Genomic DNA, 24,981 nt, shown 5'->3' on the forward strand with positions numbered 1-24,981 from the left:
GCCCTAGAATGAACGCTTACGCTTTAACAGGCGAACTTCCGCTTCATATTGGCGGATAGTGACAGACATGGCCTCGACTTCGGCACGTAACTTATCGACCTCATTCGTGTGAAGCAAGTCGATGTTTTTAAACGGTAAAATAGGTCGATAAGAGGCATCATTCATAGGGTTGGATTATACCATCCAACTTGTCATGATGCTCGCTTGTAGCGTTTAAATTGACGATATTTTTCGACTTTTATACCCGCCAACAGATGCTGTAATTCCAGTGTACTGAGGGCGTATTTATCGTTCGCTGATTCTTGGTAATGGAACTGACCTTGAGCCAAGCGTTTGCACCAAATGCAGTAACCCGAGGTGTCAAAATAGAGAATTTTCATCTGCGTTTTGCGTCGATTAATGAACACAAAATACCCGATGAGTGGGTTCTCTTTGAGGTGTTGTTTGATCAGCCCTAATAAGCCACGATAGGATTTACGCATATCAGTGGGTTGGGTATGCAACCAAATTTTAGCATTGGGATCGGGCAGGAACATCAGTCACGACTCAATCGAAGCTCAACACCATCGCCTAAACACAAGGTAATGTTCCAACGTCCAGTACCTGAGAGAGTGGGCACCTGACTGAGATCGATAAAGTCTGAGTGACTAGAATCTGGCGATGCTTTAGTTCCCGAAAAATGCTGACGCCATTTACTAAAACTGGCGTAACTCACCTGATGCTGTTCGCAGTATTGAGGGGCGGATAAGCCAGACTTGGTTTGATCATTAATGATTTGTTGCCATTCAGAGGAAGAGCGGCGGATATAAGGCTTGGTCATGGGTTGGACTCCGTTATCGGTGATGAGATGAAAACGGAGTCCAGTTTAGAGTGCGAAAAGATGGGATGAAATAACGGCGTAGAATGAACGCTTACGTTTCAAGTACGACAGCAAACTTTTCTTCATTTGACCACTTATCTGATGAACTCACTTTTGACTCGCTAAATCCTGATGTGTTGAATTGCTTTTGCCAACTATACAGGGTAGAGAGCTTAATGCCTTCCTGTTCTGCAAACTCACGTCTCGACAACTCGCTTTGGTAGAGCTTCTGTAAGATGGCTTCTTTAAAGGCACTTGAATGTCTTTGGTAATTCACTGGTTTTACTTACCGTCCCCTGTCTATTTATAATAACAAATGAGGCGACAACTATCCTGACACAGGGGGATAGTCTTCTGTTCAATTGCTATATTCCACAGCAGTAGCGCTTCCTGTTTCTTAACAGTGTCGGTACTTGCTATGTGTTGCAGGATATGTAAAATGTATACGCAAGGTTCTAACACGTTGGCTTTGGCCGTTTTGAATCGAACTGGTGTGGGAAGTGTCGGCGAACAGCTAAGCTTTTCGACTGACGACAAACGAGAGAATGGCATTTTCAGCCAGAACATGTTGATATGTAATTGATCACCCTCACATTACTCTGTCAGGGAGCCCCATTTATTCAAGGTGTATCGGATGGCTTTATAAGTCACTCCGTCTTGTTTCTTGTTCTAGTCATGTGTTTTCTTTAATTTAAGCAATTAATTTTATTTGTAATACTCGTATTTAGGGTGTATTGATACTTTTAAGCAGCATTTTTATTAATAAATCCCCTCCAAATTGTTTTAATTATAATTCTACTATCAAGTAGTATGGACCAGTTTTCGATATAATAAAGGTCGCACTCGATTCTTTTTTGCAGGTCTGTGTCTCCGCGCCAGCCATTGATTTGTGCCCAGCCCGTAATACCAGCTTTCATCATATGTTTTTGCATATAGCCGGGTATATCATGTTTAAACTGGTCAACAAAGATGGTGCGTTCTGGTCTTGGCCCTACAATGGACATATCACCTTTTAATACGTTGATGAATTGGGGTAGCTCATCGAGGCTTGTTCTTCGAATAAATGTACCAAATTTTGTCACGGACATTGAGGTTGCTCCCCCCCATTTCACACCATCTTTCTCGCTATCTACAGACATGGATCGAAACTTTAGCATATTAAAAGGTCGTCCATTCCAGCTGACTCTTTCTTGTCGATAGAATATTGGGCCAGGAGATGACAGCTTGACACCTAATGCAACGAATAGAAAAATAGGGCTAATACATAACAAAATAATGGCGGATAGAACCTTGTCCTCCAATGCTTTCAAAAATCGGTTTTTTCCTTCTAGCATATGAGATGCTGAAAGGTTTATTACAGGAAGTCCTGCTACTTCTGTCATTGAATGATTAAAAAGTTGGAAACCAAATATATCAGGTACAAAGCGAATAGTGACAGGAGATGTGGCTAAGATTGACTGTACCTTTTGCATTGTGTCTATCTCCGACATGGGAATAGCAACCCATACCTGGTCTATCCCTTCTTTTACTACAATTGTGTTAAGCTCGTCTATATTTCCTAATCTCTTGAACTGATTTTCTAGGTTGTTTTCCTTATCATCCATTTGTACATCAGAGAGGTAGCCAATGACGCTAAGGCCTAATTCTTCTTTAGATGACAGCTTATGCATAACATTGTTAGCAAGACTTCCTTGGCCAATAATAAGTACCTTTCTTGCATTATATCCTCGTGCACGAAATACGCCTAAAACGCGTCTTAAAGAATAGCGGTAAAGTAATATAAGAATGGATGCGAATATCAACCAACTAACGACCCAGATTCGAGATAATGTGTCCGATGATTGTGTTAAAAAACCACTGATTATAAGCAATATAAAAGTAATAGAGGTGGCGCTTAAAATGGATTTAGCTTCGCTCAAAAAGGATGTTCCGCGCCAACCACGATAACAGCCTACAGATGAAAAACAAATAACGGCAAATAAAATGCCCAGTAGCAATACGTTCTTATAGGTATGAGGAAGGCTAAAGTGGGAAAAGCGTAAGCCAAAACTGAGTAAACCGGAAGCGAAGAGAAAGAAACAATCAAACATCCGTAGACTCAATCCAATTGATGCACCGTGCTCTTTTAGGAAACCGCCTGCTCTCACTTTATTGCTCTCTTTAAAAATGCTTGTGTCCATCGGATATGAGGTCCTGATTTGTACAGGTATACTCCGTGATTATGATACTCAATTTTGCCAGAAAAGCACAAACAAAAAAACGGCCAAGTTATTACCACATGGCCGTTTTTTGTTTGTTTTATACGATGCTTTAGTTGGACGCTTTTTTACTACCATCTTTTTTGGCTTCTGGTTTCACTATACCATGAAGCTCAACCACAAATTTCAGTGCAGCATTGGGTGGGATGGGGCCCGTACCACCTGGGCCATAAGCTAGATCTGCTGGGATGTACAGTTCGTATTTGGAACCGACTCTCATAAGCTGTAGGCCTTCTGTCCAGCCAGGGATAACTTGGTTAAGAGGGAAGGTGATTGGTTCGCCACGTTTGTAGGAGCTATCAAAGACTTTACCATCCATTAAGCTGCCTTCGTAATCCACTTTGACGGTGTCGGTGGCAGTTGGATGTGGACCTTTTCCTTCTTTGATGACTTTATAAAGTAAGCCGTCTTTGGTTTTTTTCACACCCTTCTCTTTAGCGATTTTTTTCAACCAAGCTTCTGATTTCGCTTTGTCTTCGGCGGCTACTTTTTCTTTCTCTTTCTGTGCTTTTTCCATCTGCTCTTTCTGGAAATTTTGGATGGTGGCAGCGATTTCCTCTTTGGTCATCTGTCCTTTTTTACCATCGTAACCGTCTTTGAAGCCTTGGAAAAAGGCCTTCATGTCTAGATCTTTAAAATCTTGGGTCATTCGGCTACCAAACATATTGCCTATGCTGTAACCCAGTTTCTGTTCTTTTGTCGTAATAGTGGTTGCGTTATTGTCTGCGTACGCGAAAGAAACAGAAGACATAACCAGCGCCGCAATGAGTGTTTTTTTCATAAAAAAGCGTTCCATTTAATTGTTTGTTTATCACTTGCTTCTAAAGCTTGGGTGATGTTTGACCTAGCCACGGATTAGATTTGCATGTCGCTTTATCGAGCATTGACTTTTTAGCATAGATTGACTTAGTAGCATAGCAAGAAGGCAAAACCAAGTGTGAATAATGCGCCTTGTGCTTTGTCAATCCAGATCCGATAGTACGTTTCTAACATAACCATGGGGTGTAACGCCAATGTTAGGCTAGAATCGTTCCCAAAGCGACCCCTTCACCTGTACACCTTGTTTTGCTAAAAGACAATTGAATCGACAAAGCACAAAACGAGCTTCGAGAATAATCTGCTCATGTCTTGTACGACAATGGGTTTTACAAAAGCATGACGCTGTTTGCTTATCATGTTGACTTTACAATTGATACTGACAATAAATTGACAATCGATTAACCCTCTCTTGCTTTAGCACGAGATTTTCGGCTGTTGTATTATCGTTAGGTTTTTCGGTAACTTCTCATTTGCTTTGAGCTGCTAGTTTGATTTCGCTCTGCTGAGCGGGTAACTTTTTTATTTGATACAAAACCTATCTTGAGGAATAAAGTAAAAGGGCTTTGGTCGGGCTTTCAGCCCCAGCGTGTAACCAACTTTGCCTAGTATTAGCCTTACCGAGACGCTCGTTTATCTAAGGTGTTGAATTTATATTCTAGTGTTTGGGGCATCAGCAGATACGGCCATGCAGCGCCTTATCCTCGTGCAACTTCGTTGCATCGAAATGACCTCCTTGGAATGAAAAGAAAAACCTAGATGAGGAGTGTTTGCTTTTTTAATGGGAAATACAAAGTTGAGGTGGGCCTATTCCAGGCAGGAGCTAGCCACCCATAAAGATAGGGATAAATATGGGGACAAGGACGCTCATGATAAAGCCACTGGCGATACAAACAGGAATGATTTGCGGGCCATGGAATTTTCCTAACATGGGTAGGGTAAAGTCCATAGCGGTGGCGCCAGAATAGCCAACGGATAAGTGGCTGTTCCATTTGGCTAGAAAGGGAATCAACATTAACGCTAGGATTTCTCGGCTTAGGTCTAATAAAAATGCAGTCGTACCCAATACGGGGTCGCCAAGCCCTGTGATAAGAATGCCTGATAAGCTGTACCAACCAAACCCTGAGACAACAGCCAGTCCTTGGTGCCAATTAATATGAAGTAGCAGGGCGCTAACCCAGCCAGCAAGCAGTGTACTTGCGATAGTGACACCCGCAATAATTAGACCCTGGCGATTGAGGAAAAGCTTTCTTAAGCGGTAGTTTCCTTGACGGAGCTGACAACCGATTAGAAATAGTAAAATATAAAGAAGAGCCGTGACGAGTTTATCAACACCTGTGAACCAGTGTTTTCCTATATAACCGGCTGCAATTCCAGCAAAGACCCATGTTAACGTGATGATGGCGTCTTTTATGGCCTGCCATTTACTTGCTTGAGGGAGGGGGCCGCTATTGTTGTCATAGTGAGAATCAAGCTTGAGGCCGCTGAAATACAAAGCAATCAAGTTAAAACTAGAGACTAAAATAACTAAGATAAAGGCTTGATAACCTGCAATCAGAAGCTTTTCTGTTAAGTTGTCTAACGCACCGATGCTAAAACCAATAAGTCCTAATATTAGGTAGACGAGTTGATTGAGACCTTTTGCCACTCGTTTTGCGTTGAAAAATCTAATATCTATCCAATAGCCGATCAGCAAAGCTGCCAATAGGGGCAATAAGGTTGTCAGAATGGCCATGAGGTATCGTCCTAAATAGGCTTTAAAAAAACAAGATGTTGATTTTAAACGGGGTATTTTGTCGCGCTTAGTTGTTAAGAGCAAGGAGAAACGGTTATTGCTGGTCTTTGTTGGATGAATCTGGGCCTATTTTTTTGTCGGGATGAATTCCTACCTACAAGGGGGGCGTTTTTTTGTAGGTTAGATTTTAGTCTAACAGGTGTATTGGATGGTTTGTCGGGATGAGTCGAGGCGTACAAGAGCGCTATTTTTTTGTAGGTTAGACTTTAGTCTAACAGGTGTATTAGATGGTTTGTCGAGATGAATCACGACCTACAAGGATAAACTTCGATCCGCAACGATGCAATACTTGTAGCTTAGTGTTAGATTAGCGCCTTTGTTTTTGGCTAAGTCAAAATAGGCCTGTAGGGTGCTCTTATCAGCGCCTTAATGATAATCGGCGGTGATCTGTGGTTAAGCGTTTTCCCGTGTTAAAAGAAATTTTGCATTTATTATTTCCCATGGTGCTCACCATGACATTAGAGCTTTCTATTAGTGTGGTGGATACGGTGATGCTTGGGCATTATAGTGCATCGCACCTTGCTGCTGTTGGGCTTGCCTCAAGCCTATGGCTACCTGTTGGTTGTTTTTTGATTGGCGTGACTTTTGGCATTACCCCCTTAGTGACGAGGCATCTGCACGGCCGTCAGCCTAAGTTAGTGAACTTGTATATGTCACAAGCTGTTGGCCTGTCGGTCTGCTTAGGGGTTATTGCAAGTTTGATTACCGTATTTTTTTTGCCCCATTTAGCGGGAATAATGGCCCCTCCGGGAGAAACTCGTGAGGTATCAATGGCCTATCTACGCCTCTTTGCTCCCGCTTTGCCCATGCTAGCCTTGATGACATCTTATAAGAATCTATTTGAAGCGGCTGGGCGTCCTGTATTACCACTGCTGATTGCCAGTATTGGTTTAATTCTGAATGTGTGTTTTAACTATGTGCTCATTTTTGGTCATTTGGGGTTTCCAGCCATGGGGGCGAGAGGGGCGGCCATGGCTTCTTGCTTGTCCTTGTATTTATCAGTCCTAAGCTTTGTGGTTTACGATCTTTTTTTGAATAAACGTCCTTTATTTACTCGTTTGGTTTGGCGTTATACCCGTCAGTTTTCTATCTTGCTGGGGGTTGGGGTGCCCGCTGGGTTGGCGTTTGCATTTGAAGTGGGTTTGTTTTCGTCAATGACTTGGCTGATTGCTTCTTTCGGTGAGGTGGCGCTTGGCGCGGGCCAAGTCGTAATGTCTTATACTTCTTTCTTATTTACCCCTATGATGGCCATGAGTGCTGTCACCGCGATTGTTGTGGCCAAAGCTATGTCGAAAGAAGGCGTTGTAGGAGTGCAGCGTCGCATGAGAGTCATTGTGATGCTGGGGGTAGTTTATGTAAGTCTCTGTTTTGTTTTGACTCAGACATTCCACACTGTTATTCCATATTTATACACAAATAATCAGGATGTTGTGGTATTAGCGGCCAGTATTTTGCTGATTTCTTCCTGCTATCAGTTTCCAGATATGCTGCAAACGGTGTTTACTGGGGCGTTAAGAGGTTTTCGTGATACGCGCTCTTCGATGATTGCTTTTGGCGTATCCTTATTTGGCTTGAGTATGCCTTTAGGGTATTGGCTGTCACATTATAGTCCTTGGGCAAAAATATTAACTGTGCGGGGCTTCTATCTTGGGTTGGCTGCGGGGCTAAGCCTATTAGCGGTTATTTTGATCTGGCGCTTCCGTGTAGTATTAAGGCATTACCAAGGTAAGCGTATTGCTTCTCCAAGGGAAGTGGCTTAATCCATAAATCTTTGGCTGGTTGTTAGAAAAGCTAGAAAAACGAAAGAGTGTTGCTTTTTAAGTAACACTCCTTAGTGTTGAAGACCAACGGGGCGTTAGATTTACGAGAGTTGTTTGGCTTCGTTGTCTTTGTTTTCTAGTATTTGTGCATGCCAGATCAGTGCAAGTAGGCCACCGAAAATCACTTGCAAGCAAAAGACGCCAGTCCAGAAGAAGAGGTAGGACTCGAATAGACTAATGATACTCCAGAATGTCATGGCTCCTAATGCAAAGTATCCGATATCATGACTTAGATAGCCTTTTGATACCGCTTTTAAAACTCTTATGAGTAGCCATCCAACCCAGATAAAGTAGAAAATAAACCCAATTAGGCCATAATCGGTGAGTAAAGCAATATATATATTATGAATATGTCCAAAATTTTCTTTGATATCTTTTGGCATCCATTTTGTGTCGTGGATGGCAATATATTGACCTTCGTTTGCCCAGCCTAATAGTGGACGCTCTTTGATTTTTTCCCATGAAGCACGCCACATATGTATTCTAATACCAATACTTGTATAAGGGATATTTTCCAAGTCTCCCTTGATGATATGTTGAATGACGCTTGATTCGGCTCCTGCTCGCTTTTCTATAATATGCCCCATGGATTTATAGAGAACGGAGCTTGCAAGTAGGGCGACTAACGCCGTAATGATTAGATATTTCGGCTTAATATTTTTTTTATTGTTACACAAAAAATAATAGATAATCGCCGTTATCAAGGTGACAACTAGTGCTAGCCAACAGGCTCGTGTTTGTGATGCAGCCACCGTATAAAGGCACAAGCATAGAGTAGGAACCCATAGAATAAGGGTAAGTTTACTCCATTTAAATAGTCGAGAAGAGAAGCAAATTAAACCTAACAATACAAATCCAAAGAATAAGCTAGTATGCTCCGCGTTACGTAAACCATAATCAATTCTTACCCCTTCAAAGCCTCTTATAATTTCGTTCCAGCCGCCACCACCTATCCATGGCGAGGTGAGAACTGTCAAGCCGGCCAAGCTCCATAATAAAAACACTCTCTTTGGCGAGTCTTTTAGCCACCAAGCAATGGGAACAAACATAAAAATACGAGAAAGCCTGTCTAGCCTAGGATAAGGATCCACCCACTTAGGATGAGTAAGATGAGCAAAGTACCAACTTATTAAAGGAATAACGACTGAGGCGAACAAAAGCAACATGGGAATTTTGACACTCAGATCTTTGCCGTATCGATAAATAGCAAAAAAGCCAAGTAACACCATCGGTAAACCCACGGCATTTGATAATGTGTCTGGGGCGTGGATTTTGGTTAGAGCATATAGACATGTAAAAGTAAAACCGATGATGGCAAGGCGGCTTCCTTGCTGTGTATGGTCAAGTCGAATCATTTATTGCTTTATTCCATCTGTAAGTGTCAGCGTTACTGTGCTTTCAAAAAGCACGGATCATAGCGCAAAAGATTCACCCTTGCATTATTCTTAAGTGATTATATCTTGTATAGGCTGTTTTCATTATCTGAAGTGCTTGCATCTTTCAATCAGGGCGTTTAAATCCAGTTGAGATTCTGTGCTGTTTGCTAACCGATCTATTTCCGCATCACGGTAATGATCATAGTGAAAGGTGTCCGTTGGGTTAAGTCCTGCCCACAGCAGCAGGCTGTTGAGTGCTTCGGGGTGATCGAAAATGCCATGTAGATAGGTACCTATGATGACCTTATCGTGGGATATAAAACCGTCGGATTGTCCATTTTCTAGCTCGATCAGAGAGGTGATGGGGTGATGAAACTGCGAAATGCCACAATGGATTTCGTACCCTGTAACGGTCGTTTTTTCATCTAGAGCGATTAATTTTCCTATTTGTTGTGTTAGCTGTTTTTCTTCTTCTAGTCTGGTTGTCATGGGAATATAGCCCAATCCAGCGGATTGAGTGCCTTTTTGAGCGTTTTCTAGACCATGAGGATCGTATATTGTCTCCCCCAGCATTTGAAACCCTCCACAAATTCCCATGAGCTTGCCACCATAGCGCAGGTGTTTTTGTAAATACCCTGGCCAGCCTTGTTGTCGTAAAAAGGCGAGGTCACTTTGAACACTTTTGCTACCAGGAAGAATCACCAAGTCGGCGGGAGGGATAGAGCTGTTTTCTTTGACCAGTGTAACTTGAACTTCTGGATGAAGTTTTAATGCATCCCAATCCGTATGGTTGCTGGTACGGGGCATAATGGGGATCACAACGTTGAGCTTGGTTTTGTGGTGTTCTTTTATTGGGCTGTGAGCCACTGCGTCTTCCGATTCCAAATAAAAACCTTTTAGATAAGGTAATACACCCAGTACGGGTTTGCCTGTTCGTTGTTCTAGCCAGTCCAGACCGGGCTGTAATAAGCTAATGTCTCCTCGAAAGCGATTAATGACAAAACCGATAACTCTATCCTGCTCACTTTGGCTTAATAGGTCTAGTGTGCCCACTAGATGGGCAAATACGCCACCTTTATCAATATCCGCAATGATGATCACAGGACAGTCGATGGCTTCGGCAAACCCCATATTAGCGATATCGCGATCGCGAAGGTTGATTTCTGCTGGGCTGCCAGCCCCTTCAATGATGATGGCGTTGTACTGTCCGGCGAGGCGATAGTAAGATGCTAAGGCGGCTTGTTTGGCGATATGCTTGTATTGGTGATAGCCCACCGCATTCATATTGCCGATGGCTTTACCATGGATAATGACTTGGGCACCTGTATCCGTATTGGGTTTGAGTAAGATTGGGTTCATATCCACATGAGGTTCAATGCCAGCCGCATAAGCCTGAACGGCTTGGGCTCGACCAATTTCGTGACCTTCTCGGGTCACTGCACTGTTTAATGCCATATTTTGCGGTTTGAAGGGGGCAACAGATAGGCCTCGTCGGGCTAACAAGCGGCATAATGCCGTGACAAGGGTGCTTTTACCTGCGTCGGAAGTGGTGCCTTGCACCATTAAATGGAAATTTGCCATGGAAGTGATCACGCTTAAAACCAATAAGATGCTAGAATTCTACTGGATCGGTGTCGTTTTTACTCTTACCTTTTTCCAAGACACGCTTGTTTAATATGAAATTTCTTAACATAGAATGATTATGATACATGATGACTTCCTTTTTATACTCTGTGTTTGATTTGTTGGCATCCACATCCGGCATGTTAGTGGCGGCGTTGTTGCTTGACCGCTTAGTGGGAGAGCCCAAAAAATGGCATCCCTTGGTTGTCTTTGGGCGCTGGGTCGATATTTGCCGCAGAGGGTTACAGTTGTCTTTAACGGACACCACTACTCGTCAACGTCAGGCAGGCGCGGTGGCTTGGTGTTGTGCGGTATTTCCCTTACTCATTATGTTGTTGGTTCTTATGTCTATCTTGCCTGACTGGTTAACCACCTTATTGTCCATTATGGTGTTGTATTTTACCATCGGTTGGCAGAGTTTACGTGAACATGCTCTGGCGATCGCAGAACCTCTAATTAGAGGGGATTTGCTTCAAGCTCGCCATGGAGTGAGTCGCATAGTGAGCCGCGATACCCATCATTTAGACGAAACGCAAGTGGCTAAGGCTGGTATTGAATCTATCTTAGAGAATGGTAGCGACGCGATTTTTGCGCCTATCTTTTGGTTCTTGGTGCTGGGTGTGCCAGGAGCGTTACTTTATCGTTTTGCCAATACTTTGGATGCCATGTGGGGGTATAAAACCGATACTCTTTTGCATTTTGGTTGGTTTGCTGCACGCTTCGACGATGTGATGAATTATATTCCTTCACGATTGGTTGTATTGACTTATGGTCTCTGTGGGCAGTTTGGTTCCGCATGGTGCTGTTACCAAGAACAGTCTGGCTCTTGGAAAAGTCCTAATGCGGGCCCTGTGATGGCGGCTGGTGCCGGAGCGTTAGGGATTAAACTGGGTGGGGCGGCTCCTTATTTTGGTAAGCTTGAGTCGCGGCCAGAGTTGGGAGAGGGGCGAGACCCGATTGCTACAGATTTGAATAAAGCCATTCGTTTGATTGATAAAGGTGTGTATTTGTGGGTGTTGATTGTATGTTTGATGATGTGAAGCCCGTGCAGTTGAGTCAAGAGCAGTTAGGTCAAGCGCAATTGGATCAAGTCCCCCCACACCACGGTGGAGACTTGCAGCATTGGCAGCGAAAGGTAGGAAATGACGCTCTTGACTGGTTGGATTTATCTTCCGCCTGTAATCGCGAGCCATGGCCAGTACCTGAAATTGATCCCATTTTATGGTGGGAGCTACCAGATCAAACTGCTTTACTCAATCAAGCAGCTCATTTTTATGGTATCAGGCCAATCGCCATTGGCGCAGGTTCTCAGCATATTATTGAGTCTTTGCCTTTGTTTTTGTCTTATCAACATGCGAAAAAACGGGCCTGTGTGCCGCGAATTGGCTATCAAGAGCATGCTTTCGCTTGGCAAAAGTGGGGTTATGAGTTGGTATTTTATGATGCGATTAACGAGCTGCTTGAGATGGAGTGGTCTGTTGCAGTGATCATACAGCCTAATAATCCGACAGGAGATATGGAAGAGGCTGTTCTTATCACAAACCTTGTCGCTCGAGCTGAGCAGCTTGAGGGGCACCTTGTGATAGATGAGGCTTTTATCGATCCAGTGTCTCATCTGAGTTTGCTGAATGAATTAGAAGGGGTTGTGAAGAGTGAGTCATTATTTGTCTTGCGATCTGTTGGCAAATTTTTTGGATTGGCGGGTGCGAGAGTCGGTTTTGTGTTTTGTGCAACCTCTTGGCAAAGTACATTGCGAAACTTATTGGGCCCTTGGCCTGTAGCGACGCCCAGTTTATGGTTAGTGGAGCAGGCTATAAAAGATGTGGTATGGCAAGAGAAGGCATTATTGTCTTTAGTGGATCGACAGAAAGTGTTTGTTGATCGGATTATACCAAAGTTGCATACGGTATTTGACTCCCAAGAGTGTGTGATTACGCCGCTATTTTTTACTTGGAGGCTAGAGAGCAAAGAGGCCGCTGAGTTTGCTTTTAGTATGCTTCATCAGGTAGGGGTTCATATTCGATTAGGTGACAGTTGGGTTCGTGTAGCCTTGCCCGCTATGCATGAGATGGCCCCGTTAAATCATGCTTTGGTTGGGCTGTTAAAAAAAGCTGGAGGGAGAGAGCTTGCATGAAGTACTTAGTCCTAGGAGGCGTTCGTAGTGGGAAAAGCGCCTTTGCCCAACAGCAAGTCGCACAATCTGGCGATCCTGTTTGTTATATTGCCACATCGCAGATTAGGGATGAGGAGATGGCCGCTCGCGTGCTAGCCCATCAACAGAACCGACCAAATGACTGGCAGTTGATTGAAGAGCCGATTGCCTTGGCAAGCTCATTGGCCTCGTTGAGCAAGTCTGGTCAGGCCGTGATTGTGGAATGTATAACACTATGGCTAACAAACTTGTTGTGTCTCGAAGACGAAGAGCGCTTTGAGCATGAGACGACGGCTTTTCTTGGCGCAGTTGCTGCATTTCAAGGAGAGCTTGTGATTGTTTCGAGTGAAGTCGGTTTGGGTATTATGCCGATGAATGCAATGGCGCGCCGTTTTGCCGATGAGGTTGGAGTTCTCAACCAAAAACTTGCAAAACTAACCGATCAGGTAACTTTAGTTGCAGCAGGGCTAGCAATGCCGCTAAAATCCTCGCTCTAACTTAATCCTGAGGAGCTTAATTGGCCATGATTCCGTATTCAAAAGATTTCCCTGTTTCTTGGGAAGAGCTTCACCGTAATGCACGAGCCTTGTCATGGCGTTTGTTAGAGCAAGGACCATGGAAAGGTATTATTGCCATTACTCGAGGAGGGCTGGTGCCTGCCGCCATTTTATGTCGTGAAATGGACATCCGTTTGATTGATACCATTTGCATTATTAGTTACAAATCCGAAAATGGCGGTGCTGCGATGGAGCAAGGTGAGCTTCAGGTGCTTAAAGGTGTGGAAGGCGATGGCGAAGGCTACATTTTAGTGGATGACTTAGTGGATACGGGACGGACGGCGGCGAAAGTCCGCGAGATGTTACCGAAGGCACATTTTGCAACCATTTATGCTAAGCCTGCCGGTAAACCCCTTGTGGACACCTTTATAACAGAGGTGAGCCAAGATACTTGGATTCGCTTCCCTTGGGATATGGAATATACCTTTTCAACTCCCTTGGCTGATCGTCAAAGTTAATAAAAATTTCACGCTTCAAGATTGTTGATTTGTCTAGTCTCTTGGGACTAAGTGTCTTCACCTGTATTGTTGTGGGTAAGCGTTTGAGTTCTGGGGAATAGGGATTTTGATTCTTTGGAATTGTAAATATTATAAAAAGTTTTGTTTATTATTGCGTTATTTGGTTAGATTTATTGGATAAGAAGTGAGCGAGGTTACAAAAAACGACGGAAGTCTCACTGCTTTTAATAGGCTAATTCTCTAATCTAATTCTGTTCCTATTTCCCTGAAAACGATGTGTCTAGAAGAGCAGTTGTTTTCGCTTTGATCGATAAGGACGCATTATGTTACGCGTTTTAAATAATGTTTTATTAACAAGTCTTTTTGTTTTCTCCATGACGGCTTCTGCATCGACTGAACCTGCACCAGCATCGACTGCAGGTGAGGTGGCTCGGGCTGTTTTCGCGAGCGATGTAATTGATCGTGAACCAATTGATAACATTGGTAATACGGTGAAAGTTGACTACAGCGGCATTCAAAAAGTGTATTTTTTTACCGATTTACGCGGGATGAACGGCAGTACTGTTAGGCATCGTTGGTTGCTTGATGGGCAGGTGATGGCGGACATTCCGTTTGATATTGGTGGGGATCGTTGGCGAGTTTGGTCGAGTAAGCGGTTGTTGCCTGGTTTTGAAGGTACATGGACCGTTCAGGTAGTTAAAGATGGCAAAGTACTTACCTCCCGATCTTTTCAGTACGTGGATGACGATGATACGGGAAAACAAGCTGATAATACGGAGAACAATAGTGCGGGGAATAATAGTACTGGAAATAATAGTGCAGAGAGCGCTTCGGCCCCATCATCACAAGCAATACCATCACCATAGCGCGTGAGAAATAAGGAGAATAGAAAATGCCGCATATTCGTGTTAGGGGGCTGCCGTTTGATGAGCTGGAATCGATTGCTGATATATTGATTGAGAGTTTGTCGGAAATAACTGATACCCCCAACTCCCATTTTACCCTAGAGTATCAAGCGGTGACTTACTTAGTGGCAGGTGGTGCTTCTCCATCTTATCCCTTTTTTGAGATATTTTGGTTTGATCGTGGTGACGAGGTTAAAGCGAAAGTGGCTCTGTTCATTGAAGACCTAGTGCGTCCATTGGTTGACAGTGGTCAAGACATCACCGTGCTATTCCATGAATTGAATGGCTGCGACTATTACGAGAACGGTGAGCATTTCTGATCATCCTTTTGAGATGAGCAGAAATGCTTTTCGTGTTCAGCCTATTTCCGTTTTTCTCTTAGTTCTTCCCTATATTATTCGCTCTTGTCTACACTACTTGGTCGGCCGAACCATGGGGAGACAGGATCAGTAATACTAAAGAGGCTATAGCGTTTAGCTAACATCTGACCACCATCACGAGTCAGTGGTTGCCATGGTAAGGTTCCTCTTTCTGTTGTTGGGTGGATAGACATTAAGTCAAACGGAATGGATATATAGAATCCTTTGGTAAAACTTCCTTCGCCATAGTCTTTTGCTGACATGGTCGTTTTAGCGGCGAAAGCCCCCACAATGATGCCTGTTTTAAATTGTCTGGAGATATCCACCCTCGTACCAAAATCCTGAGCCAAGAACTGACCAACATCAACACGAAGGAGCAGGTTGTTCATTGCTTTCCAGCGAGGCTCATAATACACGGAAACATGCCCGGTTGGTTTTTTCACCAGTACTTTTGTGTTCTGTCCATAGCCATGGACGTCATTATAAATACCGAATGTGGTATTAGGGTCACGCTGAGAGACAAAGTTCAAATCAGCACCAATGGCCCAGTTGGCGTTCGGCTGGCGGTACAAAATTTCGCTACCAACCCCGGCAAACATGGTTTCAAGATAGCCCGCGTAAACTTGTTGATACCAGTTCGAATGGTATTTTTCAAACCAAGTGAGCTGAAGGTTGCTAATAGAGGTGTCTTTATCCATATAGGCACGAACCAAACTTCTTACTCGATAATTATTCGTCCCATCGTTGAGTTTTAAAAAGTTAAATTTGTTGTAATTGTTTAGAACATGAAAACTGAGTGAACTAGACAACTGCAGGTGAGGATTCAACCAGTAAGAAGCGTAGCCATCCAAATCTAAACTGTATAAATAGAAGGTTTCTGGGCTACCAAAAGATTGCTCCAAATGGGGCCCAAAGCCATATTGAAAAGCGGATTGTCCATCGTATAAGGGTTTGGAGTTCAGAGCGGCGTTGTTGATGTTAATCGGTTGCGTAGCGTCTTTTATATTGGCATTAATATAACTGACATTAGCAACGGCTTTATATTTATCCGCATTGATTTGCGTGCCAGTTAGAGGGATGTGCTGATCTTGTTCGATTACATCGTATTGTTTAATTTTTGTCGGTAAAGCATTAGCGAGCACAGCAGCTGCACGCTCATGGGCTAGATTGCGATCACGATATTGTGTTTGATGGGCTACAACTGTGACCGTGTCACCATTACGATAAAATTCACTATTTTTATAGCCCGCAATGGTGGATAAATCGCTGTCTAGTTTTTTCCAATTGACATCCGCAAGCTTGATTGGATGATTGTTGGTAAGTGCCGGGACAGGAGTGGCTTTCCATATTGATGGTTGATTATTAAAATTTGTGTGTAGGTTAATCCCTAGCGTCAAGGTATTGCCGCGTTCATAGCTTAATTTGAGATTGGTAAAATCGTTTACGGCATAAACCGCGCCGATATTCCAAGGGGTGCTTGGGGTTAGATTGGCATTGCCGTGTGTCGCGGCGAAATCCTGGCGGTAATTATTGCCATCGTATTCAAGTTTTAATCGAAGGGGTTCATAAGGCGTTTGGTACTCTATGCCACCGAAGATGGCTGAATTTCCATGGAAAAAATTAGAGTAATCAACCTTTCCAGTTCCATTTCCTCCTCTGTTTCTTATGCAGAATCTGTCGAATGCCGAGCAAAAGGGGTTTTTTATATTGCCTCTCTGGCCCAAATATCCCCAACCTAGTCCAAGGGTAAAGTCAAGTTGCCCAAAATGGTTGGTTGAGAGGCGTTTAGTGGCGGCAATAAACTCCCCATCAAATAAGCCTGTACCGCCTATATCACGAAAGCCTAAAGAGGTCTCTGGTATGTATTGGCTCTCTTTAAACAATCTTAATTTAAAGTCGATGCCTTTATCTGTGTACTTTGTGTTGCCGCTAAATTGCTGATCATTACTGTAAAGCACATCGGATACTTGGGTGTAACGAATGGTGCTTTCTAACCAAGGCATCAATTGTATCGATAAAGTGTAGAAATTATAGTCGTCGTTGTGGGAGTAGCCAGCATTAAACTCGCCATCCTTCGCCATTCGTCCGGTGGGCATTTGCATTAGCCCCACGCCACCAAAATCCATTTGGGTTGGTTTAAAGGGCGGCAGTGCAAAGGGAGCACGCAGAGGTGGTTGTTCCTCGTTACTGGCATGAACAAAGCTGGAGCAAGCGATGAGAGAGATGAGAATAAATCGAGGGTACAACATTACTTCTCCAAGCGATTTTGCAAAAGTGTCACAATGTTTTGGTTAAGTTGTTCGGGGATTTCATTGGATGCTATGTAGATAATGGCCCCGGGCGCAAGATACGTCGGTTGTTTTTGTTGATGGATGTTTTGAATTCGGTCGATGGTTTGATCCGGTTCGATGACCCAAATGACGGTATTCATCGCGACGTTATAAAAAGGGATCTCGGGCAAATAGGCTTGCAAAGATGAGCCGTCTTGTAGTGTTAGGTGAAGAGGGGTTGTGCTTTGAATGGCCCCATACACCATAATATCATGGGGTCGTTTAGGCAGATAAAGCTTAAAGTGACCCTTTAATAAGGGATTTTTCTTCGGGAACACTCTGACAATATCGTAGTCTAAAGGGAGTGTTTCCTTTTTTGCAAATTCAGTGTGCTCTAATTGCGAGCGCATTTTTTCGGTCGAAAAGGTTTGAGCCATTGCAAGTTGATCCATTACGTTTTGTTTAAAACGCACAAAGTCTTGCTGCTGAGTTTCCTCTACTAATGCCGCCCCTAAGTAATAGGGATTGTAAGTTAAGGTGTGCAGGGCCTCGGCTAATGCTGTGGATAAACGTGGTGGTGTGGAGTAGTGAAATGTTGTTGCTGTTTCCACAAGAGTGATTTGGTTGCTGCTTTTGGGGCTTTCCTCTTGGCTTTGGGTTGCAAAGGCGAAAGACGATAAGGTCAGTGCTACAGCAAGGATGGAAAGTTTCACGGTATTTATATTCGTTCGCAATATGTCCACGGGCTAAGTCCCTTTTTGTCTTAATTTAAGGCTTGATATTGTAGGGCTTGATAAAGGTGATCTCTAACTTGTTCATATTAGGGCCAAGATATTGAATGGTTTTTACCACTTTATTGTGTTCGTTTACCCAAAACTCGTTTTTAAATGAAACATTAAGTTTTGGGATGGTGACTGTTTCTTCAATATGGTGTGTTTTCTCTTGCCAGAGCGGGGTGGTCAGCGTCTCGTAGCCTAGGTCTTTTTGTTTCACTTGGGCAATGAAATTGTACCGGAAGTTGGGTTGCCAGTCGTAGGTGGCGTTCCATTCATTATGGATGGTGTTGTAGGACAATTTTCCGGTGTTAGGTGTGTTGATGCTAAGATTGGCTAAATTATCTTTTTTGAACCCCAACGTCTTAACGATACGCCCCTTCTCTGTGACGATCATGACATTGTCAGTTGAGAGCCAAGTTAATTGAGTATTATGGCTTTCTTTATCTGTATCAGCAAAAGCGGCAACAACGAATAGCCTTGGGCCATTGTCTACTCTAAGGAAGATGCTCGTATAGGGGAGTTTACGAATTTTTTCACTCGAAATTTGTGCATCGGTGTTGGCATGCCAAGCCGCTTTCACGGTTGCCATATTGTCTCGAAATGCTTGAGCGCAACCGGTCAATAGTAAAGGTAATACTAATAGTAGAGGCAATAGATAGACAGTACTACATCGCCCTAATCTACGTTGATTCATATAAAGGTTCACTTCTTAGCAAAATAAAAACAGGCCTCACTGTTTAAGCACGGTGCGTAAATCACAGTGAGGCCTATGGTTTCAGTGGAACATTATTAAATAGAATAGAAGCTAATGCTGCTATTAATTAACGGTTCCAACTGTGCCCGATGTGGCTGTTGTATTGTTATTAGTGTCTGAGATAGAAGTAATCGCTACACCAGCGGCGGCGGCTGCGGCCACGCCTGCAGCCGCAGCAGCCGCACCGATTCCAAACGTTCCGGCAGTTGTGCCTGCTACGCCACCAACTGCACCTGCACCACCAGCGGCACCTGCACCACCAGCGGCACCAGCACCACCAGCACCACCAGCACCACCAGCACCACCAGAAACGGAACCACTACTATTTACTGCGGCGCTGCCGGGACTTGTTCCTGCATCTTGTGCGTATACTTGCCCCGTCGCACTCAGAGCAATGATCATTGCTAAAGTAAGTTTTTTCATAGGATTTCCTTATTAACTAACATCGATGTTGATATCAGCCTAACTAAGCAGACATCAAGAACCATTTTAGGGGAGATTTGATTACATTGTAAGCATCTAGCGTTAGGTTCTTGGTAAAATTTTCCATTTTCGCTTTGCTTCTATTTGATTCGAGCGTTGCGTAATGTTTAAAGAGTATGGATAATACTGCGCGTTATATACATTATTTGTGCGTAGTATGCTTTATTTTTTGTGGGCCTAGTTTCTAAATTACTATGAACTATCTGGTCTTTCTCGGTGGACGATTGAATGAGTAAATATTGAGATATGGTCCTGAAAAAAATTCTATTAGTCGCCTTGCTGCCCATTGTCTTAACGGGCTGTACAATCCCCGGCTCTCAGCTTAGTGTCAGCGATAAGCATGTTGTTAATGAAAATGGCGTTAAAACATCCGATAACTTGTCTGATTTGGTTAGTGTGTACCCTCTAACGGCACAGAGCATTGCAAAATTTCAGCCTGTGTTGCCAAAGGCGGAAGCTAATCCACTGTTGGATGCGGTGCTCGCCAAATACGAATATAAAGTGGGGCCAGGGGATGTGCTGAATGTGACGGTTTGGAACCACCCAGAGTTGACGATTCCCGCAGGTTCCTACCGTAGTTCAGCTGAGTCTGGGAACTCTGTCCATTCGGATGGTTCTATCTTTTATCCTTTTATCGGTAAAGTCTTTGTTCAGGGCAAAACTGTCAGGAAGATTCGTCAAGAAATTACCCAAAAACTGGCCAAATATATTGAGAATCCTCAGGTTGATGTCAGTGTGGCCGCATTTCGCTCGCAAAAGGTGTATGTCACTGGTGAGGTAGATAAGCCTGGTCAACAGCCTATTACTAATATCCCCTTAACTTTACTGGATGCGATTAATGATGCCGGTGGCTTGTCTAAAGACGCAGATTGGCGTCATGTGACCATTACCCATGACGGTAAAGAGGAGGACGTGTCTCTCTATGCATTGATGCAACGTGGTGATCTCATGCAAAACCATTTATTGCAGGCAGGGGATATTGTGCATGTGCCGCGTAATGATTCGCAAAAAGTCTTTGTCATGGGGGATGTAAAAGATCCTAAGCTATTGAAGATTGATCGTGCTGGGATGAGCTTAACCGAAGCCCTAAGTAGTGTGGGGGGCATTAATGAGCTATCGGCCGATGCGACAGGTGTGTTTGTTATTCGTAGCACTAAGGGCAAGTCAAAGGGTATTGCTGATATCTATCAGTTGAACATCAAAGACGCTGCCGCGCTGGTGATTGGCACCGAGTTTGCACTAAAACCCTATGATGTTGTGTACGTAACAGCCGCTCCAATTGCTCGATGGAATCGTGTTATCAGCTTGTTATTACCCACTATTAGTGGCTATAACAGTGTTCCCTAACACCGTTTCTAATGTTTAAAAGGAGATCTCGTGTGTTTGATAAAATATTAGTGGTTTGTGTCGGGAATATCTGTCGTTCGCCCACTGGAGAAGCCTTGTTAAAACAGTTGCTACCAGGCAAATATATTTCTTCTGCGGGGTTAGGCGTGGATAAAAGTGGTTTGTCAGGACATTTGGCGGACTCTATGGCACTGAGTGTGGCAAAAAAGCATGGTTTGCTGATCAGTGAACATAAAGCGAGGCAGCTGACCCCTTCTTTATGTCTAGAATCTGATTTGATTTTGGTGATGGAAAAGCAGCATTTAGAGTGGTTAACTCAGTTATCACCTGAGTCTCGCGGTAAGGCGATGTTATTTAGCCAATGGCTGGATCAGTCTGATATTGCTGACCCTTATCATAAAAGTGAAGTGTTTTTTGATGAGACCTTTAAGGCTTTGTCTTTGTCTGCTGAAGCCTGGGCCAAAAAATTGTCCTCTTAATTTGCTAGTATTTTGATTAAACATTCATAACGTTCATTTTTCTGATAGCGCGTTATTAAAGAAAAGGTCTTCATTAATGAGTCTGCAGTCTATTTCGGGTACAACGAACAAAGAAAGCGATGAGATTGATTTAACTAAACTGCTTGGATCTTTGCTGGATGCCCGCTGGTTTATCATTTTGATCACCAGCTTGTTTGTGTTGGGTGGTGTGGCGTACGTTCTATTGTCTACTCCAATTTATAAAGCCGATGCGCTGATTCAGGTTGAGCAAAAAAACACCGGAGTGTCTTCGTTATTAGGCGATTTAGGCGGACTATCCGGGTCATTAGATGGTGGCGACTCATCTGCAGCTGAAATTGCTATTATTAAATCCCGAACTATTTTAAAGAAAACCATCGAGAAGTTGCATTTAAATATTGTGGTTCAGCCAATTTATTTTCCTATCGTTGGTAAAGGCATTGCGCGCTTGTCTCACCATCAGACTACGGCAGAGGTGAGCCGCTTTGAGGTACCAGCTGATAAAGTTGGGGAAGATTTTGAATTGTCGGTACTTGATTTAACCGGGCGAACCTACAACTTATCTTTTGATGGCAAAGTGATTTTATCCGGTGCTGTGGGCCAACTTGTGAAACAAGGGGCGTACACAATCCGAGTGGATGCGTTGGATGCCCATAAGGGGGATCGCTTCACATTAACAAAAATTACTGATTTTTCGGCAATTGAGTTGCTTTCGAAAGCGTTGTCAGTTACTGAACAAGGACAAAAAACAGGTATCTTGACCTTATCAATCACAGGTGGAGACAAACCCCAACTGACTGATATTCTAAATGATATAAGCCAAAACTATTTTTTACAAAATGTCGATAGAAACTCCGAAGAAGCTGAGCAGAGCTTGGTGTTTTTGCGTAAGCATTTGCCAACGGTCAGAAAAAAACTCGATGATGCGGAAAACAAGCTAAACGATTATCGTGAAAAACATGACTCAATCGATTTAACTTTAGAAGCGAAAGGTACGTTACAATCCGTGGTGGAGCTTGAGTCAAAGCTGAATGACTTGGCCTTCAAAGAAAATGAGATGAGTAAGCTTTATACAAAAGATTACCCCAGCTATAAAGCCCTACTGCAAAATCGTGATGCGCTGTTAAAGGAGAAAGCCAAGTTAAATGATAAAATTCAGAAAATGCCACAAACACAACGTGTTATTCTGAATATGAAGCGGGATGTGGAAATTAATCAAGAAATCTATATTCGTCTATTAAACAAAATTCAAGAACTGAGTGTGGTGAAGGCGGGTACCGTTGGTAATGTTCGCATTTTAGATACCGCTCAAGCCTATCCTAAACCTATTAAACCTAAAAAATCCTTGATTATTATATTGTCCATGATGCTGGGTTTGATGTTGTCTGTGGCTATCGTTTTAGTTCGTATGGCATTGCATAAAGGCATACAAAGTGCTGAAGACATTGAGACCTTAGGTTTGCCTGTGTATGCCAGCGTTCCTAAGTCTGATGCACAGGAGAAGCTATCTGATAAGCTTCTATTTAAGCAGCAAAGAAAACGGCTAACAACCAAAGGGCTTCATGTTAAAGACATACTGCTGGCTGAAGCGAACCCAACCGACTTGGCAGTGGAAGCATTAAGAGGATTGCGGACTAGTCTTCACTTTGCCATGTTGGAAGCGAAAAATAATATTGTCATGTTTACCGGACCAGCGCCAAGTATTGGTAAGTCGTTTATTTCTTCTAACTTTGCTGCTGTTGCGGCGAAAACGGGGCAAAAAGTTTTGATTATCGACGCAGATATGCGTAAAGGCTATTTGCATAAACAGTTTGGGCTTACCAGTGAAAATGGATTATCAGACTTTTTAAGTGGTAAAAAGCAAGAACATGAAGTGGTTCGTGATACCGAAATAGAGAATCTGCATCTTGTTGTAAAAGGTCAAGTTCCCCCTAACCCTTCTGAGTTATTGATGCACCAACGATTTAGGACATTTTGCGAATGGGCTTCAGCAAACTATGACCTTGTATTGATCGATACGCCGCCAATTCTTGCGGTAACCGATGCCAGTATTATAGGCGCTTTTGCCGGCACAACCTTGATGGTTGGCCGTTTTAACCAAAATACCTTGAAAGAAATTGAAGTATCTTATCGACGCTTTGAACAGGTTGGTGTAGATGTGAAAGGCTTTATTCTCAACGCGGTAGAGAAAAAAGCGGGCAATAGTTACGGTTACTACAATTACGAGTATAAGAGTGATAAAAACTAGTATTGTTACTCTTAATATGATCTTGTAGGTCGGGACTTTATGCCGACATTGTCGGTCTAAAGCCACGATCTACCGTTTTGTCGTGTGCTTTGTAGGTTAGACTTCAGTCTAACGAGCACTGTCGGGCTAAAGCCACGACCTACACGCGTTAAATGGTTAAAGCCATTTACTAGCGCTGAAAATCGTACACCGACCCCAGCTCTAGTATCTTCGTTAATTCATCCAGCGCGGTTCTGCTTTCGATCAGAAGTTGTGGGTCTGCGAGATCTTTTTCATTCAATTCGTCTCGATAGTGTTTGTCCACCCAGTGATTTAATGTTTCAAATAGGGTATCCGTCATTAATGTGGCGGGATTGACGGCTGCTTGTTCGGCTTGGGTTAAGGCAACTCGTAGGCGCAAGCATGCTGGGCCTCCGCCGTTGCTCATGCTTTGTTTTAAATCAAAGACTTTGACGGCTTTAATCGGTGATTGGTGACTACTCACTAACTCATTAAGATAAGCCCATACGGCCGAGTTGCTTTCACACTCCCCTGGGACAACTAATACCATGTCGTTTTCGCCACGGCTGAGTAATTGGCTGTTGAATAGATAGGATTGAATACAGTCTTCTACCGATACGGCACTACTCGGTACTTCGATTAAATGAAATTTTGAGGCCCGATCTCCCCACGCGCTTAATAAATCCTGTTTCATTTTGGCACTATCAAGAAAAGCTTCTTGGTGATAAAAATGCGCGTTACGATTCCCGACAGCAATCACGTCGTTATGAAAAACCCCTGCATCTATCACATCTGGGTTTTGTTGGGCATAGACAACCTGGTTTGTGGTTACCCCGTTTTTATGCAAACCGTGCAGGCGAGCAATGGCTTGAGAGGCTTCTAAGGTATGGCGAGCAGGAAACTTAGCGGGTTTAGGCGCCGCATGGTTAAAAGCTTCCATTCCATAAACAAAAAACTCTATTCCTTGTTCGCCATAGTCATGGCAAAAACGTGTATGGTTGGCGGCCCCTTCGTCGCCAAAATGATCCACACTTGGCAGAGCAGGGTGATGGACGAAATATTGTTCGTTGTTAAAAGTGGCTTGTAAAATCGCTCCAGTGGTTTCGTGTTCGATGGATCGATGGAATTTATTCACTAAATTCGCCGGGGTGAAATGCACTTTGCCATCTTGTGTGTCGCCACTGGGGGAGACGGTAGCGGCGTTGGCGGTCCACATACAGGACGCTGAGCTAACGGCTGCCAGTAATTTAGGTGCTTGTTTAGCTGCTTTTTCTAAAATAGCCGCATCACTTCCCGTAAAGCCAAGCTTTCGCAAGGTGGAGATATGAGGGCGCTCATGGGGTGCGAGGACGCCTTGCAGGAAGCCCATGTCCGCAAGGGCTTTCATTTTGATTAGCCCCTGTTTAGCGGCGGCTTTTGGGTTGGATGGTTTGGCTGAATTGTTAAATGAGGCGACATTGCCAAAAGACAGGCCGCTGTAATTGTGGGTTGGGCCCACTAAACCATCAAAATTTGCTTCTGTCGCCTTATTCATCATGACCTCCATCAAAATTTGCTTCTGTCGCCTTATTCATCATGACCTCAACAAGTCGTTATTAAGCGGTGTTGAATGATTACGGGGGGTAATC

The 24,981-nt window shown here is 43.5% G+C and carries 24 protein-coding genes and 1 pseudogene; 11 read left to right on the top strand and 14 right to left on the bottom strand.

The window, feature by feature from the left end:
- Window positions 1-3: 3 nt before the first annotated feature.
- The 4 genes and pseudogenes from AC0VYI_RS03565 to tnpA (AC0VYI_RS03580) all read right to left on the bottom strand — a co-directional run.
- On the bottom strand, window positions 4-165 hold the full coding sequence (locus AC0VYI_RS03565; protein WP_475443561.1) for a hypothetical protein: 162 nt from the start codon (window positions 163-165) through the stop codon (window positions 4-6).
- 26 nt (window positions 166-191) lie between these two features.
- Window positions 192-536: an IS66 family insertion sequence element accessory protein TnpB gene (tnpB, locus tag AC0VYI_RS03570; RefSeq protein WP_475444461.1), complete on the bottom strand. Its 345-nt coding sequence runs from the start codon at window positions 534-536 to the stop codon at window positions 192-194.
- Complete coding sequence (gene tnpA / locus AC0VYI_RS03575; protein WP_475443565.1) at window positions 536-820, bottom strand: IS66 family insertion sequence element accessory protein TnpA; 285 nt, start codon at window positions 818-820, stop codon at window positions 536-538. Before tnpA (AC0VYI_RS03575) ends, tnpB begins: the two co-directional genes overlap by 1 nt.
- A gap of 94 nt (window positions 821-914) precedes the next feature.
- A pseudogene (gene tnpA / locus AC0VYI_RS03580) lies at window positions 915-1,136 on the bottom strand (IS66 family insertion sequence element accessory protein TnpA); the annotation flags it as partial.
- A gap of 162 nt (window positions 1,137-1,298) precedes the next feature.
- Here tnpA (AC0VYI_RS03580) and AC0VYI_RS03585 point away from each other — a divergent pair.
- Window positions 1,299-1,442: a hypothetical protein gene (locus tag AC0VYI_RS03585; protein ID WP_475447372.1), complete on the top strand. Its 144-nt coding sequence runs from the start codon at window positions 1,299-1,301 to the stop codon at window positions 1,440-1,442.
- A 160-nt stretch (window positions 1,443-1,602) separates the two neighbouring features.
- Here the strand turns inward: AC0VYI_RS03585 and AC0VYI_RS03590 are convergent, their stop codons facing one another.
- The 3 genes from AC0VYI_RS03590 to AC0VYI_RS03600 form a co-directional block, all read right to left on the bottom strand.
- On the bottom strand, window positions 1,603-3,039 hold the full coding sequence (locus tag AC0VYI_RS03590; protein WP_475447374.1) for an undecaprenyl-phosphate glucose phosphotransferase: 1,437 nt from the start codon (window positions 3,037-3,039) through the stop codon (window positions 1,603-1,605).
- A 130-nt stretch (window positions 3,040-3,169) separates the two neighbouring features.
- Window positions 3,170-3,898, bottom strand: coding sequence for an FKBP-type peptidyl-prolyl cis-trans isomerase (locus tag AC0VYI_RS03595; RefSeq protein WP_475447376.1), 729 nt, complete (start codon window positions 3,896-3,898; stop codon window positions 3,170-3,172).
- A gap of 858 nt (window positions 3,899-4,756) precedes the next feature.
- Entirely contained in the window at window positions 4,757-5,668 is a 912-nt protein-coding gene (locus tag AC0VYI_RS03600; protein WP_475447379.1) for a LysO family transporter, read from the bottom strand.
- Between the two features lie 467 nt (window positions 5,669-6,135).
- On the opposite strand from AC0VYI_RS03600, the gene AC0VYI_RS03605 reads away from it, so the two are divergent.
- Complete coding sequence (locus AC0VYI_RS03605) at window positions 6,136-7,488, top strand: MATE family efflux transporter (protein ID WP_475447381.1); 1,353 nt, start codon at window positions 6,136-6,138, stop codon at window positions 7,486-7,488.
- A 101-nt stretch (window positions 7,489-7,589) separates the two neighbouring features.
- Here the strand turns inward: AC0VYI_RS03605 and AC0VYI_RS03610 are convergent, their stop codons facing one another.
- The gene (locus AC0VYI_RS03610; protein WP_475447384.1) at window positions 7,590-8,903 is read right to left on the bottom strand and encodes an O-antigen ligase family protein; all 1,314 of its coding nucleotides are present in this window, start codon (window positions 8,901-8,903) and stop codon (window positions 7,590-7,592) included.
- Between the two features lie 123 nt (window positions 8,904-9,026).
- Window positions 9,027-10,505: a cobyric acid synthase gene (locus AC0VYI_RS03615; RefSeq protein WP_475447386.1), complete on the bottom strand. Its 1,479-nt coding sequence runs from the start codon at window positions 10,503-10,505 to the stop codon at window positions 9,027-9,029.
- Window positions 10,506-10,633: 128 nt separating this feature from the next.
- Between AC0VYI_RS03615 and cbiB the strand changes: the two genes are divergently transcribed.
- The 6 genes from cbiB to AC0VYI_RS03645 all read left to right on the top strand — a co-directional run bounded on the left by cbiB (window position 10,634) and on the right by AC0VYI_RS03645 (window position 14,939).
- Complete coding sequence (cbiB, locus tag AC0VYI_RS03620) at window positions 10,634-11,587, top strand: adenosylcobinamide-phosphate synthase CbiB (RefSeq protein WP_475447388.1); 954 nt, start codon at window positions 10,634-10,636, stop codon at window positions 11,585-11,587.
- Window positions 11,557-12,681 (top strand): aminotransferase class I/II-fold pyridoxal phosphate-dependent enzyme, encoded by a 1,125-nt coding sequence (locus tag AC0VYI_RS03625; protein WP_475447389.1) that lies wholly within the window; start codon window positions 11,557-11,559, stop codon window positions 12,679-12,681. The genes cbiB and AC0VYI_RS03625 overlap by 31 nt, the downstream gene beginning before the upstream one ends.
- A complete protein-coding gene (gene cobU, locus AC0VYI_RS03630; protein ID WP_475447391.1) occupies window positions 12,678-13,196 on the top strand; it encodes a bifunctional adenosylcobinamide kinase/adenosylcobinamide-phosphate guanylyltransferase in 519 nt (172 codons plus the stop codon). Before AC0VYI_RS03625 ends, cobU begins: the two co-directional genes overlap by 4 nt.
- A gap of 26 nt (window positions 13,197-13,222) precedes the next feature.
- The gene (gpt, locus tag AC0VYI_RS03635) at window positions 13,223-13,714 is read left to right on the top strand and encodes a xanthine phosphoribosyltransferase (protein WP_199478076.1); all 492 of its coding nucleotides are present in this window, start codon (window positions 13,223-13,225) and stop codon (window positions 13,712-13,714) included.
- Window positions 13,715-14,037: 323 nt separating this feature from the next.
- Window positions 14,038-14,580 (top strand): DUF2914 domain-containing protein, encoded by a 543-nt coding sequence (locus tag AC0VYI_RS03640; protein WP_475447392.1) that lies wholly within the window; start codon window positions 14,038-14,040, stop codon window positions 14,578-14,580.
- A 26-nt stretch (window positions 14,581-14,606) separates the two neighbouring features.
- The gene (locus AC0VYI_RS03645) at window positions 14,607-14,939 is read left to right on the top strand and encodes a DUF1904 family protein (protein ID WP_475447394.1); all 333 of its coding nucleotides are present in this window, start codon (window positions 14,607-14,609) and stop codon (window positions 14,937-14,939) included.
- A gap of 74 nt (window positions 14,940-15,013) precedes the next feature.
- On the opposite strand, the gene AC0VYI_RS03650 is transcribed toward AC0VYI_RS03645, so the two are convergent.
- From AC0VYI_RS03650 to AC0VYI_RS03665, 4 genes are all read right to left on the bottom strand, one after another.
- The gene (locus AC0VYI_RS03650) at window positions 15,014-17,227 is read right to left on the bottom strand and encodes a YjbH domain-containing protein (RefSeq protein ID WP_475447396.1); all 2,214 of its coding nucleotides are present in this window, start codon (window positions 17,225-17,227) and stop codon (window positions 15,014-15,016) included.
- Window positions 17,227-17,991, bottom strand: coding sequence for a capsule biosynthesis GfcC D2 domain-containing protein (locus AC0VYI_RS03655; RefSeq protein WP_475447397.1), 765 nt, complete (start codon window positions 17,989-17,991; stop codon window positions 17,227-17,229). Before AC0VYI_RS03655 ends, AC0VYI_RS03650 begins: the two co-directional genes overlap by 1 nt.
- 25 nt (window positions 17,992-18,016) lie before the next feature.
- Window positions 18,017-18,718, bottom strand: a complete 702-nt coding sequence (locus AC0VYI_RS03660; RefSeq protein WP_475447398.1) for a YjbF family lipoprotein — start codon at window positions 18,716-18,718, stop codon at window positions 18,017-18,019.
- Between the two features lie 123 nt (window positions 18,719-18,841).
- Entirely contained in the window at window positions 18,842-19,201 is a 360-nt protein-coding gene (locus tag AC0VYI_RS03665; RefSeq protein WP_475447399.1) for a hypothetical protein, read from the bottom strand.
- A 306-nt stretch (window positions 19,202-19,507) separates the two neighbouring features.
- Here AC0VYI_RS03665 and AC0VYI_RS03670 point away from each other — a divergent pair, with 306 nt between their 5' ends.
- From AC0VYI_RS03670 to AC0VYI_RS03680, 3 genes are all read left to right on the top strand, one after another.
- Complete coding sequence (locus tag AC0VYI_RS03670) at window positions 19,508-20,608, top strand: polysaccharide export protein (RefSeq protein ID WP_475447400.1); 1,101 nt, start codon at window positions 19,508-19,510, stop codon at window positions 20,606-20,608.
- A 32-nt stretch (window positions 20,609-20,640) separates the two neighbouring features.
- Window positions 20,641-21,087, top strand: a complete 447-nt coding sequence (locus AC0VYI_RS03675; protein WP_199478069.1) for a low molecular weight protein-tyrosine-phosphatase — start codon at window positions 20,641-20,643, stop codon at window positions 21,085-21,087.
- Between the two features lie 76 nt (window positions 21,088-21,163).
- Window positions 21,164-23,353: a polysaccharide biosynthesis tyrosine autokinase gene (locus AC0VYI_RS03680; RefSeq protein ID WP_475447403.1), complete on the top strand. Its 2,190-nt coding sequence runs from the start codon at window positions 21,164-21,166 to the stop codon at window positions 23,351-23,353.
- 169 nt (window positions 23,354-23,522) lie between these two features.
- Here the strand turns inward: AC0VYI_RS03680 and astB are convergent, their stop codons facing one another.
- A complete protein-coding gene (gene astB, locus AC0VYI_RS03685; RefSeq protein ID WP_475449781.1) occupies window positions 23,523-24,887 on the bottom strand; it encodes an N-succinylarginine dihydrolase in 1,365 nt (454 codons plus the stop codon).
- Between the last annotated feature and the right edge of the window lie 94 nt (window positions 24,888-24,981).

The sequence above is a fragment of the Marinomonas sp. 63XJN7_9_ISO-PGPR-S23-217 genome (genome assembly GCF_056173515.1).